We start from the raw sequence: 13,167 nt of genomic DNA, 5'->3' as shown, positions 1-13,167 counted from the left end.
TGAATTACTTCAGCTTGGTTTCCTTGTAGTCGACGTGCTTGCGAGCGACCGGATCAAACTTCTTGATCAGCATCTTCTCGGGCATGTTGCGCTTGTTCTTGGTGGTCGTGTAGAAATGACCCGTGCCGGCGGTCGACTCGAGCTTGATCTTTTCGCGGATACCTTTGGCCATGTCGTGCTCCTAGTATGTAGATTGGCGGGGAGGCCGATTAGGCCAGTTCGCCGCGGGCACGCATGTCGGCCAGCACGGCTTCGATGCCGTTCTTGTCGATCGTGCGGATGGCCTTGGCCGAAACACGCAGGCGAACCCAGCGGTTTTCGCTTTCAACCCAGAACCGGCGCGATTGCAGGTTGGGCAGGAAGCGACGCTTGGTCTTGTTGTTCGCGTGCGAAACATTGTTGCCCACCATCGGGCCTTTGCCGGTCACTTGGCATACGCGTGCCATGGATGCACCTCTTTAGTGTCGTTCTTGCCGCGCATCGCTTCGGGGGGGAGACGGGGGTTTAGCCGCCGGGCTGTGAAGATCGCGCTGCGCGCTGTCTTGGCCGGCCACCCAGTCTTAGTGGATGAGGGGGAAAGTGATTTCGCCCCAGTGCTTATACCCGCTGCCTGCCACCCGCTTGCATTCAACAATGCAACAACACGCGGTTGGGGGTCAGAGTGCTGAACTACAAAGCATAGTAGTCCCGCACGGGAAACTTCATGTGAAGACCGCGATTCTAATACGAAAAGGCGGCCCAAATCAAGCCGCTGGGTCAGGCTGTGTGCGAACGCGCCACACGGCCCGCCGTCCAGGACAGGCAGGCGCAGGCCGCCAGGGTGGTCGTCAGGGGCAGGGCGCTGTCCGATTGCCAGGCGCTGACGGCGAACCCCGCGAGGGCGCCGCAGGATAGTTGAAGCGTCCCCAATAGCGCGGACGCCGCACCCAGGCGCTTGCCCTGGTCCGACAGCGCCAAGGCCGCGGAGTTGGGATTCACGAACCCCTGGCTTCCCATGTAGCAGATGAGGCACAGCATCAGAAGGGGCAGGGTCAGCAGGCCGGCCAGCGTGAGCGCCACGGCCACCAGGCTGGCGCAGGCCAGCGCCACCAGCGCGCGCTGCTGCAACTGGCGAGGCGTGCGGGTGCGCAGCAGGCGGGCGCTGATCTGCGAACAGATGATGAGCGCCAGCGCGTTGGTGCCGAACAGCAGGCCGTAGTACTGGGGCGGCACGCCGTAGAGTTCGATGAAGACGCGGGGCGAACCGATGATGTAGGCGAACATGCCGGCTTGGCCGAAGCCGCCCGCCAGGCTGTGAGACATGAAGCCGCGGTGGGCGAAGAGGCCGCGGTAATTCTGCAGGATGGTGCTCCAGCGCAGCGGCACCGCGCGTTCGGGCGCCAGCGATTCCTTCATGATCAGGATGACCGCGGCCATCAGCATGGCGCCGCCCGCCAGCATCACCCAGAACAGGCTGCGCCAGGAAGTAATGGTCAGCAACTGGCCGCCGATCAGCGGCGCGAGGATCGGCGCGAGGCCCATGATGAGCATCAGCAGCGACATCGCACGCGCGGCTTCGTGGGTTTCGTAGTGGTCGCGGATGACCGCCCGCGGGATCACGATACCGGCCGCGCCGCCCATGGCCTGCACGACGCGCCAGCCGGTCAGGGCTTCGACCGAGCCCGACAGCGCGCACCCCAGCGAGGCGATCATGAAGAGCGTCAGGCCCACCAGCAGCGGCGGCTTGCGGCCGTAGCGGTCGGCCATCGGGCCGTAGAACACCTGCGCCATCGCCAGGCCGATCAGGTACGCCGCCAGCGTGCGTTCGACGTCGCCGCGCGAGACGCCCAGGTTGGCGGCGATGGTCGGAAACGCCGGCAGGTACATATCGATGGCGAACGGGCCGATGGCCGTCAGCGCGCCCATGAGAATAAGCCAGCCGGGCAGGCTGCTGCGGGATGTTTGTGTTGGGGGCATGTAGATCGCGATAAGCGCAGGGACAGGGCGCGGATTGTGTTGCCGCGGCCGTAAAGGCCGCCGCACTGTTCGCGCCAAGCCGGTGACTTTATCATGGGCTGGCTTACACCAAGATTGCAGGTGTTTTCCGATGGCGTTTCTGGCGTCCTTACGTATCCGGAGGAAAGGCCGTGAGTCCTTTGCTATCTATCGTGGAACGCAAACTCCAGGCGGTGCCTGTCCCGGTCCAACTGGTGCTGCCTGACGGCGCGGTGCTGGGCGCTGCCGATCCCCGCGTCCGGTTCGTGACGCACGACAAGGCCGCGCTGGCCCATCTGGCCGAAGGCGCGGTGGGCGTGCTGGGGCAGGATTACGTGGAAGGCCGCATCGACATCGAGGGCAGCATGCGCGATGTGATGGCGGTTGCCGCGGCGCTGCTGCCGGGATCGCCGATGGAGGCCGCGCGCGGCGGCTGGCTGACCGATCTGGTGCGCAAGGTGATGTCGGTCTGGCGGCACTCGGTCGCGCGCGACGCCAGGCAGATCGAATTCCACTACGACCTGTCCGACGACTTCTACGCGCTGTGGCTGGATCCGCGCCGGGTCTATTCCTGCGCCTACTACCGCGAACCCGGCATGACGCTGGCGCAGGCGCAGCAGGCCAAGCTGGACCACATCTGCCGCAAGCTGCGCCTGCGGGCGGGCGAACGCTTCCTGGACGTGGGGGCGGGGTGGGGCGGGCTGCTGTTGTGGGCTGCCGAACGCTATGGCGTGGACGCCACCGGCATTACGCTGTCGCGCAACCAGCATGCGCACGTGGTCCGGCTGATCCAGGAAAAGGGGCTTGCCGGGCGTGTGCGCATGGAACTGCTGGACTACCGCAAGCTCGATGAGGCCCAGCCTTACGACAAGATCGCGTCGGTGGGCATGTTCGAGCACGTGGGGCGCGCGCAACTCGACGGCTATTTCGCCAAGCTGCGGCGCCTGCTCAAGCCGGGCGGTCTGATCATGAACCATGGCATCACCGCGGCGGGCGTCTACAACGCGGAACTGGGCAACGGCATGGGCGAGTTCATCGAGAAATACATCTTCCCCGGGGGCGAGCTGACGCACATCAGTGTCGTGATGCAGGCGCTGGCCAATGGCGGCCTGGAAGACCTGGACGTGGAAAACCGGCGCCCGCACTACGCGCGCACCCTGTGGGCGTGGAGCGACGGGCTGGAGGCGCGGCTGCCGGAGGCGGCGCAGATCCTGGGCGCCGGCCAGGGTGAGCGCGCGCTGCGCGCGTACCGGCTGTATCTGGCCGGCTGCGCGATGGCCTTCGAACATGGATGGATCGCGCTGCACCAGGTCCTTGCCCAGCACCCGGCGGCGGGAAGGGGGGACGAACTGGACGAGCCGGCGGGGCCTTCGTATCCGTGGCGGCGGGACTACATGTATGGGGAACCGGCGGCGCGGTGATGCCGTGGTTTGCTTGCCTTGGTTCCATGATTTACGCGGAAAGACTGCATTAATTTGGGGCCAATGGCCGACTTTTCGATCGCTTTGGAACCGCCTGAACGTATTAATAGGCACGTATTGTTAACTAAATGTTTCTGCACCAAGAGGGCGAATTTCCCCAGGAGAAACCGCGTGCCTTCCCTGTGATGATCCGGGTTATCCCTGACAGAATTTAGGCCGAATGTATCTGTTTCATTCACCGCCGGGGTTGGTCTGCACATCAATTTCGTTTAAGATGCCGCCTTCTTCGTTCAGTTTGTTCTCTTTCTGTGGGTATTCAGAAATCCTTTCTGATGCTCCCTGTCTTGCAAGACGCCGCGATCCTCGCGGGCCGTCTTGTTGCTAGTGTCGGTTTGTATTGGCGGTTCAGCCCGTCTTCCGCACAACCCCCTTAGCTCCATGGCGCCGCCCAGGGCCTGTTCCTGGCGTGTGTGCCTGAACCTATGGAGGCAAAAGCCAATGCGTTTTACCCCTGTCAAGACCCTGGCCGCCGCGGCCGTTCTGTTTGCATTTGCCGGATCGGCCCAAGCCGCCGATGCCCCGCAATGTGAGCTCAAGCGGCCCGTCATGTTTGGCGCCATGAACTGGGAATCCAATCTGGTCCTGGTCGACGTCGAACGTTTCATCATGGAAAAGGGCTACGGTTGCAAGACCGAAACCCTGCCCACCGAGACCCTGCCCGCCCTGGCCGCGCTGGAGCGCGGCGATCTGGACATCAACACCGAGATCTGGCTGAACAGCGTGGCCGATCCCTGGGATCGCGCCGAGAAGACCGGCAAGGTCAAGCGCATCGGCGACCTGTACATGGGCGCCGAAGGCTGGTACATCCCTCGCTACACGGCCGAGCGCCTGCCCGAGCTGAAGTCCGCGGCCGATCTGCCCAAGTTCAAGGACGAATTCAAGGATCCGGAAGAGCCCAGCAAGGGCCGCTTCTACGGTTGCCCGGCAGGCTGGGGTTGCGAAGTCACCAGCAACAACCTGTTCCATGCCCTGAAGCTGGACGACACCTACACGCTGTACTCGCCCGGCACGGGCGCGGCGCAGAAGGCGGCCCTGATGTCGGCCTACAAGCGCAAGCAGAACGTCGTGTTCTATTACTGGTCGCCCACGCCGCTGGTCGGCGCCATGGACCTGGTCAAGCTGGACATGCCGCCCTACGACGCTGAAAAGCACAAGTGCCTGACCTCGCCCAAGTGCGCCAAGCCCGAGCCCAGCGCCTATCCCGACAATCCCGTCTTCACGGCGGTGAACACGAAGTTTTCCCAGGATGCGCCCAAGCTGACCGAGTTCCTGTCCAAGGTTTCGGTGCCGCTGCCGGTCATCAATGAAACCCTGGCCCACATGGAAGAGTCCGGCGATGAATCCAACGCCGTGGCCAAGTGGTTCCTGAAAAACAAACCCGACGTCTGGACCAAGTGGGTCCCCGCCGACGTCGCCGGGCGCGTCCAAAGCGCGCTGTAAAGCACTGTGATCCTGGCTGCGCGCCGCGGTGGCGCGTACCGGCCCCTGGAGGGACCGGACCTCTTTGCCGGGATGGCCGCCGGCCGGGCGCGAGCGCCCGGCCTGGCAAGCGTGCTTGTGCCGCCACCTGCGGTGGCAGTGATCCCGGTGCCGGGCACCGATGTGGGATGGACCCCCGCCCCTGGCGGTCCGTTCCGGTGCCAGGCACCCGTCTCAGTCTCGTTGTTTTCCGCTGCGCCGGCGTGCCCGGTGGCGACACGGGCGGCGAGCGCGCCACAATGGAGTCAAATGCATGTTTCCTGAAATTATTCCCGCCCGTCAGGTACGAGGGGCGATCGACGGTTTCGTCGATCATCTGGTCACCAACTATGCGGACACGCTGGAGAAACTGTCCCAGCCGGTCCTGCACGCGTTGGTGTGGTTGGAGCAACTGCTGCGCAGTTCGCCCTGGTGGGCGGTCGTCGCGGTTACGGTGGCGATCGCGTATGGCGTGAGCCGCCGCATTGGCCTGAGCCTGGCGATGGGCGCGCTGCTGTGCCTGATCGGCGTGCTGGGCCTGTGGGACGCCGGCATGCAGACGCTGGCGCTGATGATCATGGCGGCCGGCCTGTCGGTGCTGATCGGCATCCCGCTCGGTGTGCTGATGGCGCGCGTGAACTGGCTGCGCTCGGTCATGCTGCCGGTGCTGGACGTGATGCAGACCATGCCCAGCTTCGTCTACCTGATTCCTGTCGTCATGCTGTTCGGCCTGGGCAAGATCCCCGCCATCATCGCGACGGTCATCTATGCCGTGCCGCCGCTGATCCGCTTGACCGACCTGGGCATCCGCCTGGTCGACCGTGAAGTGCTGGAGGCGTCCCGCGCCTTTGGCGCCAATCCGCGCCAGCAGCTTTTCGGCGTGCAGCTTCCCCTGGCGCTGCCCAACATCATGGCTGGCATCAACCAGACCACGATGATGGCGCTGTCGATGGTGGTCATCGCGTCGATGATCGGCGCGCGCGGCCTGGGTTATGAAGTCCTGCTGGGCATCAACCGCCTGGAAGTGGGCCGGGGCCTGTTGGCCGGCCTGGGTATCGTGGTGTTGGCCGTGCTGTTCGACCGGATCACGCAATCGTATGGACAGCGCATGCGCATGGGAGGCCAGCGATGAGCAAGATCGAAGTCAAGAACATCTACAAGATCTTCGGAGCGCATCCGAAGAAGTGGCTGCAGGCCGCGCAGGGCGGCATGAGCAAGGAACAGCTGCTGGCCGAAAGCGGCCACACGCTGGGCCTGCGTGACATCAGCCTGTCCATCGAAGAGGGCAGCATCTACGTCATCATGGGCCTGTCCGGGTCGGGCAAGTCCACGCTGATCCGCCATTTCAATCGCCTGATCGAGCCCAGCGCGGGCCACATCCTGGTCGACGGCGTGGACGTGGTCAGCCTGAACAAGCGCGACCTCGAAGTCTTCCGCCAAAAGAAGATGAGCATGGTGTTCCAGCGCTTCGGGCTGTTCCCGCACCGCACCGTGCTGGACAACGCCGCCTACGGCCTGACCGTGCAAGGCGTGGGCAAGGCCGAGCGCGAGCAGCGCGCCCGCGAATGGCTGGAGCAGGTGGGCCTGTCGGGATTCGAGAACCAGTATCCGCATCAGCTTTCGGGCGGCATGCAGCAGCGCGTCGGCCTGGCGCGAGCGCTGGCCACCGATGCCGAAATCCTGCTGATGGACGAGGCATTCTCCGCCCTGGATCCGCTGATCCGCCGCGAAATGCAGGACCAGCTCCTGCAGCTTCAGGCCAAGCTCAACAAGACCATCGTCTTCATTACGCACGATCTGGACGAAGCGCTGCGCCTGGGCAACCGCATCGCCATCCTGAAGGACGGCGAACTGGTGCAGGAAGGCACGCCGGAAGACATCCTGCTGAACCCCGCCAATGATTACGTGCAGTCGTTCCTGCAGGACGTGAACCGCACCAAGGTGCTCAACGCCACGCACGCCGTGAACCCGGCGCGCCTGACGCTGACGATGCGCTCGCGCCCGGCGCACGCCGTGGACCGCATGAACGCGCTGAACTATGAGTACGCGCCGGTGCTGGACGGCAAGCGGCTGGCCGGCGTGCTGACCGCCGAGGCGGCCGCGAAGGCGATGCAGGAGGGGGCGCGCGACGTGTCCCGCTTCGTCGAAGACCTGGCCTCGGTGCCCGCCACCGCGGGGCTGGGCGAAGTGCTGGCCCAACTGGTCCACAGCGACCAACCGGTCGCCGTGACGGGCGAGGACGACGAGTTCCTGGGCATGCTGTCGCGCAAGAAGGTCGTGGAGCTGGTGACGCCGGCCCTGACCGAAACGCCGGCCCAGATGGAAACGCCGGCCGTGGCCGACGCGACCCCGCAGCAGGCGGACGCCGAGACCGAGCGCCACGACAAGGCGGCCTGATCGCGGCCTTTCCCGGCAGACTGACTGCGGCCCGTACTGCGGCCCCGTACTGCGGCCCGATACTGCGCCCCAATACTGCGCCCGCGTGCATGCCCTTGCACGCGGGCGCAGTCACGATATGATGGCTGGCCGGCCGGCTCGGCCGGTTTTCCTTTTATCGAAACATCGGAAACCGCCATGCCCATTTTGAACATCCAGATCATGCAAGGCCACACGGCCGCCCAGAAAGCCACGCTGCTGAAGGCGGCGTCCAACGCGGTGGTCGAAAGCATCGCGGCGCCCTTGCCCAGCGTGCGCATCGTGCTGCACGAAGTGCCGGCGGAACATGTGATCGTCGCGGGCGAGATCGGCAAGCGCATGGCGCGCGTGGACGTGGACCTCATCGAAGGCCGCGACGAGGCCAAGAAGGCCGCCCTGATCGCCGCGCTGAACCAGGCCGTGTGCGCCAGCATCGACATCTCGGGCGAAGACGTGCGCGTGCTGCTGCGCGACGTGCCCAAGACCGACATGGGCGTGGCCAATGGGCTGAGCGCGAAGGCGGCGGGACGGTAATCGCGTTCCCGTTCCCGTTCCCGTCCGGGGGCGGGGGATACCGGCGAAAGCGGCGATAGCGGCGATTTCAGACGCCGCTGATATCCCGCAGGGGACCCGCGCGTGACCATACGTCCGTGGCTGCTTCGAGCCGCCAACTGGACACGCGAGGTGGGTCCCTGCATGGCAACGCTGATTCGTAACGACCGTTCGACGCTTCCCCCTGAAATCGCTTTGGTTCAGGGCAACGCGCTGCTTCTCAAAGTCATCGGGTTGGGACCGAACAAGAAGCACCTGGTGTTCAGGGGAAGCCAACCCTCCTTGCTTCGCGTCGAGGCAATCAACCCGGATGACAGGAATCGAGAGCAGTCGATCAGGCTGGTCTCGCTTGCCACGCATTCGCAGTGGGAGAGCGTGGTGGAAGTGGTCGCGTACGTCAACGAACAGCCCTTGAGCAGGATTGATGCCGGCACGCGGCGGCTCAGGGTCAGGATTCTGCCTCGACTGTCGCTTCCCGACGAGGGCACCGATGCGGGATTGCTCGCAAGGGTTCTGCTCGCAGAGACTGCGGGGCCCGATGATTCACGCTATGCCGGACCGGCAGAAGCGGTGGAAAGCATGAGGTGGATCAAACGGGTCCTGCATAACCGGTTGAACGCGGGAGCCAGGCACTTTGCGCCGCGCCCGGGATCGGCCGACGCACACGCCATCAATACGCTGCGAGGCGTAGTAAAAGCGCCAGGCCAAATTGCGGACTTCGAGCGGTATCCGGACTTGCCCCAGGCGATGCAAGAACGTATCAATGGCGTGGTGGGTATTGCCAATGACGCCTCCGATAAGCGACACGAGCGCTATCGGAAATTCGTTGATGATGTGATCTCGGTGGCGCGTAGCGCCGACATCATCGCAGATCCATGTCCGACTGGCCTATACGCATGGCGAACCCGCACATCTGGAAGTCCGGGGCCCAATTTCGTCTTCTTTCAAACGAAAGGCGGGCAAGACTTTTATAGTTTGACGCCGGCCTATCAGGCCGAGGTGCTCAAGATCCGGTAAAGGACGGTCCAATGATTGCACTGCGTACGATGTTATTGCTTGTGTTTCCCATGCTGGCAACCGCCGGCGACCTGCCCGATGCGCCCTTTCGCCTGCCGCCCGACGAACGCCTCGTTGTTTCCGCCAGCCCCTATTACCAGCAGCCCGAACGTGCCATCTCGAACCGGTTGGCCTACGTGCACAAAAATGGCCAGACGAATCATTTCTGCCTGGTTGGGTATCGTTGGAATGACGGCACCGAGGTGGCCTGGCTGCATTGGAAAGAAGACGACAGCCTGATTCAGTGGCATGGCAGCCGGGATAAAGACATCCGCGAATCAAGCCTCATGAACGAACGCGACGGCGTGAAGTGGGGCAGGGACACGTACGAAGAAGGCGATCGGGCTGCCATGTTCCCACGCACCTTGAGCACGCGGGCGTGGAAACAGCTGGCAGCCGACTGCGAGGAGCATGGCGAACAGTTCGTCTTCAAACCCTTCGTCCCCCCGCGCTAGTCAATCCAGCTTCACATTCGCCGCCTTCACCACCTCTCCCCACCGCGCGATCTCGCTCTTGATGTAGGCGCCATATTCCTGCGGCGTCGATCCCAGCGCCTGCGCGCCCTGCACCTTGAGCTGCTTCTGCATTTCCGGCGACTTCAGCGCGCGCAGGATCTCGGCGTTCAGCTTGTCGATGACGGGCGCGGGCGTGCCGCTCGGGACGACGACGCCTTGCCAGGCGCCCATGCCAAAGCCCGGCGCCACCGTTTCCGCCACCGTCGGCACATCCGGCAACTGTTCGCTGCGCGCGGCGCTGGTGACCGCCAGCGCGCGCAGCTTGCCTTCGCGGATGAAGCCCAGCGAATCGTTGAGCGTGTTGGTCATCACCTGGACCTGGCCGCCGACCAAGTCCGTCATGGCGGGGGCGCTGCCGCGGTAGGGGACGTGGACGGCGTCGATGTCCAGCGAACGCAGGAGCAGCAGCGCGCCCAGGTGCGTGACGTTGCCCGCGCCGGCCGAGCCGTACGACAGCTTGCCGGGGTGCTTGCGCGCATAGTCGACGAAGGCCGACGCGGTGTCGGCGGGCACGGACGGGTGCACCAGCAGGACCAGCGGAATGACGGCCGTGGTCGAGACCGGCGCGAAGTCCTTGACCGGGTCGAAGGGCAGCGAGCGGTAGAGGTTGGGGCTGAGGGCGATGGACGAGGTGTTGTACAGCACCGTGTAGCCGTCGGGCTTGGCGGCGGCCGCGTACTGCATGCCGATGTTGCCGTTGGCGCCGCCCTTGTTTTCCACGACGACGGTCTGGCCGAGCTGTTCGGTCAACTGCTTGGCCAGCACGCGCGCCACCAGGTCGGTCGGCCCGCCGGGCGGGAAGGGCACCACCATCGTGACGGGGCGGTCGGGCCAGGCGGCCTGTGCGCTCGCGGCGCCTCCCAGCGCCAGGATGGCCAGCGTGGCGGCCAGCATGGTTTTTTTCATGGTTTGTCTCCTTGTGCTGTTATGGGTACTGCGGATGACGCCCGGGCGGCCGCGTCCTCTGCGGAACGCTGCGCCGTCCGGGGCGGACTCAGTCGGGCCTGCCGGCCAGCATGCGCACGGCCGTGTAGGCCATCACCGGCTTGCCGTGCTGGTTGCGCACCTCGATGGCGGAGGTGACGACCGCGCGGTTGTGCTGCGAGGTGGGACGCACGCCCGTGACTTCGATCTCGGCCCAGACGGTGTCGCCGGCCACCACGGGCGCGAGCATCTTCTTGTGGACTTCCAGCAGCGCCAGCCCCGTGCCCTGCACCATGCCCTGCATGATGAGGCCCTCGATCAGCCCATACGTCAGCGCGCCCGGCGCGGGGCGGCCCTGGATCGCGCCGTGTGCGTAGGTGGCGTCGATGAAGATGGTTTCCAGCATGCCGGTGACGCTGATGAAATTTACGATGTCGGTTTCGGTGACCGTGCGGCGAAACGTCTGGAAGCGCTGGCCGACGGCGAGGTCCTGCCAGTAATAGCCCTCGCCGAGTTGGGCGGCGGGGGCGGGGGTGCGGTCTTGGGTCATGCGGGGTCCTTGGCGTTTTCAGGAAGGGGATCGCCGGCGTCGCGGGCCGCGCCGGTATCGAGCAGCGCCGCGATGTCGGCGGGCGGCAGGCCCGCCTGGCCCAGCACCTCGCGCGTGTGCTCGCCCAGCCGCGGGGGCATGGCAGGCGGCACCTCGGATTGCGCCAGGCGCACGGGGTTGCGCGCGAAGCGATAGCGGCTGCCGGCGGCGCTTTGCAGCGGCACGAAGAAGCCGACGCTCTGCAGATGCGGGTCGGTTTCCAGGTCCTCCAGCCGGTTCACGGGGGCGGCGGGAATTTCCAGGCGTTCGCACAGGGCCAGCCAGTAGGCCGTGTCGTGCGCGGCGACGATGCCGGCCTGCAGTTCGTAAAGCGTCTCGATGTGCCGGGTGCGGGCCGAGATGTCGGCAAAGCGCGGATCGTCGGCCAGGTCGGGCCGCCCGGCGGCGATGAAGAAGTCGCGCCAGTGCGCGTCGGTGTAGGGCATCAGGCAGACGTGGCCGTCGGCGGTCTGGCACGGCCGGCGCCAGGGCGTCAGCACGCGGGGATAGCCGGGTGCGCCGGGCTCGTCCGCCAGGTGCCGGCCGTAGTAATGCTCCACCAGGGCAAATGACGCCATGCTTTCGAACATGGGCACTTCCACCTCCTGGCCGAGGCCCGTGCGCTCCCGCTGGAATAGCGCGGCCAGGATGGCGTGCGCGGCGACGAGGCCGCAGGTCTTGTCGGCGGCGACCGTGGGCAGATAGCGCGGGGCGCCCGTCTGGCGGCCCACCAGGTCCGCCAGGCCGGACAGGCCCTGGATGATGTCGTCGTAGGCGGGGCGCCCGTCGTAGGCGCCGCCCGCGCCGAAGCCGTACAGGCCCGCGTAGACCAGGCGGGGGTTGCGGGCGCACAGCGTGGCGGGGTCCAGGCCCAGCGCGGCCATCTTGGCGGGGCGCATGCTGTGCATCAGCACGTCGGCCTGGTCCACCATCGTCAGCAGCGCCTGGCGCGCGGCCGGCTGTTTCAGGTCCAGCACGATGCTGCGCTTGTTGCGGTTCAGGCCCAGGAAGATCGCGGACAGGCCGGCCTCCTGCGACGGGCCGGTGCGCCGGGTGGAGTCGCCGCCGGGCGCTTCCACCTTGATCACGTCCGCGCCATAGTCGGCCAGGATCTGCGACGCGTAGGGGCCGAACACGACGGAGGTCAGGTCCAGGATGCGCACGCCGTCCAGCGCGGCGGCGCGGGGAGAGGGAGAGGTTGTCATGGGGGCCATGCTATCGGCGCCGCTCATACGCGTCTAATATGGCTTCGGTATTGCTTGATACGGAATCTGTTATGGCTATAGATTTGCGCCAGCTTCGGCAATTCGTGACGATTGCCGAACTGGGAAGTTACCGGCGCGCGGCCGACGCGCTGCACATCGCGCAGCCCGCGCTATCGGTGTCCATCCAGAAACTGGAACATGCGGTGGGTGTGCCGCTGCTGGTGCGAGGCGCCAAGGGCGTCACCACCACGCCTGCCGGAGACGCGTTGATGGCCGACGCGCGGCGCGCGCTGTTCCACACCGAGCAGGCCCGCCAGGCCGCCCGCCGCGTGGCGCTGGGCGAATGGGGCACGCTGCGCCTGGGCTTCGTCGGCTCGGCCACCTACATGCTGCTGCCGCGCTGCCTGCCCGTGTTTCGCGCGCAATACCCGGACGTGCAACTGGATCTGCGCGAGGACAGCACGGTGGGGCTGGTGGCGATGCTGCGCGCCAACGATATCGACGCGGGCCTGGTGCGCGGGCCGCTGGCCGAAGACAGCGAGCTGGATTCCTGGGTGGTGGAGCGCGACGATCTCATCCTTGCCGTGCCCGCCGGGCATCCGCTCGCCGCCGCCGGCCCTGTTGCGCTGGCGCGCATGCGGTCCGAGAACTTCGTACTGTATTCGCCGGCCAAGGTGCCGGGCCTGAACGGGGTGACGCTGGCGCTGTGCCACAAGGCGGGCTTTTCGCCGCGCATCAGTCAGGAGGCGATCCAGGTGCAGACGCTGGTCAGCCTGGTGGCCAGCGGCATGGGCGTCGCGCTGGTGCCGGGGGTGACGCGCGCGTACTCCACGCCGCATGTGGCCTTCGTGTCCCTGACCGATGCGGATGCGCACGGCGCGCTGTCCCTGTCGCTGGTGACGCATCGCGACACGTCGTGTGCGTCGGTGCTGCGGCTGCGCGACAGCATGCTGGCGCCGGAGGCGGGCTGAACGGCCGCCTGGCCGGGGGCATGAGGC

Annotated in this window: 14 protein-coding genes; 8 read left to right on the top strand and 6 right to left on the bottom strand. The window is 65.9% G+C overall.

All coding sequences use genetic code 11. The features are described from left to right. Nucleotides 1-4: 4 nt before the first annotated feature. The 3 genes from rpmG to BXA00_RS01150 form a co-directional block, all read right to left on the bottom strand. A complete protein-coding gene (gene rpmG, locus BXA00_RS01160) occupies nucleotides 5-172 on the bottom strand; it encodes a 50S ribosomal protein L33 (protein ID WP_003810296.1) in 168 nt (55 codons plus the stop codon). Nucleotides 173-209: 37 nt separating this feature from the next. Next, nucleotides 210-446, bottom strand: coding sequence for a 50S ribosomal protein L28 (rpmB, locus tag BXA00_RS01155; protein ID WP_076515521.1), 237 nt, complete (start codon nucleotides 444-446; stop codon nucleotides 210-212). A gap of 310 nt (nucleotides 447-756) precedes the next feature. Further along, nucleotides 757-1,956: a Bcr/CflA family multidrug efflux MFS transporter gene (locus tag BXA00_RS01150; protein WP_076515519.1), complete on the bottom strand. Its 1,200-nt coding sequence runs from the start codon at nucleotides 1,954-1,956 to the stop codon at nucleotides 757-759. 170 nt (nucleotides 1,957-2,126) lie between these two features. Here BXA00_RS01150 and BXA00_RS01145 point away from each other — a divergent pair, with 170 nt between their 5' ends. The 7 genes from BXA00_RS01145 to BXA00_RS01115 all read left to right on the top strand — a co-directional run bounded on the left by BXA00_RS01145 (nucleotide 2,127) and on the right by BXA00_RS01115 (nucleotide 9,391). Next, nucleotides 2,127-3,395, top strand: coding sequence for a class I SAM-dependent methyltransferase (locus BXA00_RS01145; protein ID WP_156902711.1), 1,269 nt, complete (start codon nucleotides 2,127-2,129; stop codon nucleotides 3,393-3,395). A 498-nt stretch (nucleotides 3,396-3,893) separates the two neighbouring features. Beyond that, a complete protein-coding gene (locus BXA00_RS01140; RefSeq protein ID WP_076515515.1) occupies nucleotides 3,894-4,895 on the top strand; it encodes an ABC transporter substrate-binding protein in 1,002 nt (333 codons plus the stop codon). Nucleotides 4,896-5,187: 292 nt separating this feature from the next. Further along, the gene (locus BXA00_RS01135) at nucleotides 5,188-6,045 is read left to right on the top strand and encodes a proline/glycine betaine ABC transporter permease (RefSeq protein ID WP_076515513.1); all 858 of its coding nucleotides are present in this window, start codon (nucleotides 5,188-5,190) and stop codon (nucleotides 6,043-6,045) included. After that, nucleotides 6,042-7,310, top strand: coding sequence for a glycine betaine/L-proline ABC transporter ATP-binding protein (locus BXA00_RS01130; RefSeq protein WP_076515511.1), 1,269 nt, complete (start codon nucleotides 6,042-6,044; stop codon nucleotides 7,308-7,310). Before BXA00_RS01135 ends, BXA00_RS01130 begins: the two co-directional genes overlap by 4 nt. 177 nt (nucleotides 7,311-7,487) lie before the next feature. Continuing rightward, nucleotides 7,488-7,862 (top strand): tautomerase family protein, encoded by a 375-nt coding sequence (locus BXA00_RS01125; protein WP_076515509.1) that lies wholly within the window; start codon nucleotides 7,488-7,490, stop codon nucleotides 7,860-7,862. Nucleotides 7,863-8,024: 162 nt separating this feature from the next. Next, a complete protein-coding gene (locus BXA00_RS01120) occupies nucleotides 8,025-8,897 on the top strand; it encodes a hypothetical protein (protein WP_156902710.1) in 873 nt (290 codons plus the stop codon). Nucleotides 8,898-8,908: 11 nt separating this feature from the next. Beyond that, the gene (locus BXA00_RS01115) at nucleotides 8,909-9,391 is read left to right on the top strand and encodes a hypothetical protein (RefSeq protein ID WP_076515505.1); all 483 of its coding nucleotides are present in this window, start codon (nucleotides 8,909-8,911) and stop codon (nucleotides 9,389-9,391) included. Here the strand turns inward: BXA00_RS01115 and BXA00_RS01110 are convergent, their stop codons facing one another. The 3 genes from BXA00_RS01110 to BXA00_RS01100 all read right to left on the bottom strand — a co-directional run bounded on the left by BXA00_RS01110 (nucleotide 9,392) and on the right by BXA00_RS01100 (nucleotide 12,169). Next, nucleotides 9,392-10,357, bottom strand: a complete 966-nt coding sequence (locus BXA00_RS01110) for a tripartite tricarboxylate transporter substrate binding protein (protein ID WP_076515503.1) — start codon at nucleotides 10,355-10,357, stop codon at nucleotides 9,392-9,394. Nucleotides 10,358-10,445: 88 nt separating this feature from the next. Then, the gene (locus BXA00_RS01105) at nucleotides 10,446-10,925 is read right to left on the bottom strand and encodes a MaoC family dehydratase (protein ID WP_076515501.1); all 480 of its coding nucleotides are present in this window, start codon (nucleotides 10,923-10,925) and stop codon (nucleotides 10,446-10,448) included. Then, nucleotides 10,922-12,169 (bottom strand): CaiB/BaiF CoA-transferase family protein, encoded by a 1,248-nt coding sequence (locus tag BXA00_RS01100; RefSeq protein WP_076521728.1) that lies wholly within the window; start codon nucleotides 12,167-12,169, stop codon nucleotides 10,922-10,924. The genes BXA00_RS01105 and BXA00_RS01100 overlap by 4 nt, the downstream gene beginning before the upstream one ends. Nucleotides 12,170-12,240: 71 nt before the next feature. Between BXA00_RS01100 and BXA00_RS01095 the strand changes: the two genes are divergently transcribed. Next, a complete protein-coding gene (locus BXA00_RS01095; RefSeq protein ID WP_231952184.1) occupies nucleotides 12,241-13,140 on the top strand; it encodes a LysR family transcriptional regulator in 900 nt (299 codons plus the stop codon). Nucleotides 13,141-13,167 lie beyond the last annotated feature (27 nt).

This window comes from Achromobacter sp. MFA1 R4 (assembly GCF_900156745.1).
Lineage (GTDB): Bacteria > Pseudomonadota > Gammaproteobacteria > Burkholderiales > Burkholderiaceae_B > Achromobacter.
Note: the sequence above shows the minus strand (reverse complement) of the source record. Positions and strands in the feature narration are given on the sequence as shown.

Coding starts and splice junctions, on each gene's coding strand:
- rpmG (WP_003810296.1), bottom strand. CDS start 172: ATGGCCAAAGGTATCCGCGAAAAGATCAAGCTCGAGTCGACCGCCGGC.
- rpmB (WP_076515521.1), bottom strand. CDS start 446: ATGGCACGCGTATGCCAAGTGACCGGCAAAGGCCCGATGGTGGGCAAC.
- BXA00_RS01150 (WP_076515519.1), bottom strand. CDS start 1,956: ATGCCCCCAACACAAACATCCCGCAGCAGCCTGCCCGGCTGGCTTATT.
- BXA00_RS01140 (WP_076515515.1), top strand. CDS start 3,894: ATGCGTTTTACCCCTGTCAAGACCCTGGCCGCCGCGGCCGTTCTGTTT.
- BXA00_RS01135 (WP_076515513.1), top strand. CDS start 5,188: ATGTTTCCTGAAATTATTCCCGCCCGTCAGGTACGAGGGGCGATCGAC.
- BXA00_RS01130 (WP_076515511.1), top strand. CDS start 6,042: ATGAGCAAGATCGAAGTCAAGAACATCTACAAGATCTTCGGAGCGCAT.
- BXA00_RS01125 (WP_076515509.1), top strand. CDS start 7,488: ATGCCCATTTTGAACATCCAGATCATGCAAGGCCACACGGCCGCCCAG.
- BXA00_RS01120 (WP_156902710.1), top strand. CDS start 8,025: ATGGCAACGCTGATTCGTAACGACCGTTCGACGCTTCCCCCTGAAATC.
- BXA00_RS01115 (WP_076515505.1), top strand. CDS start 8,909: ATGATTGCACTGCGTACGATGTTATTGCTTGTGTTTCCCATGCTGGCA.
- BXA00_RS01110 (WP_076515503.1), bottom strand. CDS start 10,357: ATGAAAAAAACCATGCTGGCCGCCACGCTGGCCATCCTGGCGCTGGGA.
- BXA00_RS01105 (WP_076515501.1), bottom strand. CDS start 10,925: ATGACCCAAGACCGCACCCCCGCCCCCGCCGCCCAACTCGGCGAGGGC.
- BXA00_RS01100 (WP_076521728.1), bottom strand. CDS start 12,169: ATGACAACCTCTCCCTCTCCCCGCGCCGCCGCGCTGGACGGCGTGCGC.
- BXA00_RS01095 (WP_231952184.1), top strand. CDS start 12,241: ATGGCTATAGATTTGCGCCAGCTTCGGCAATTCGTGACGATTGCCGAA.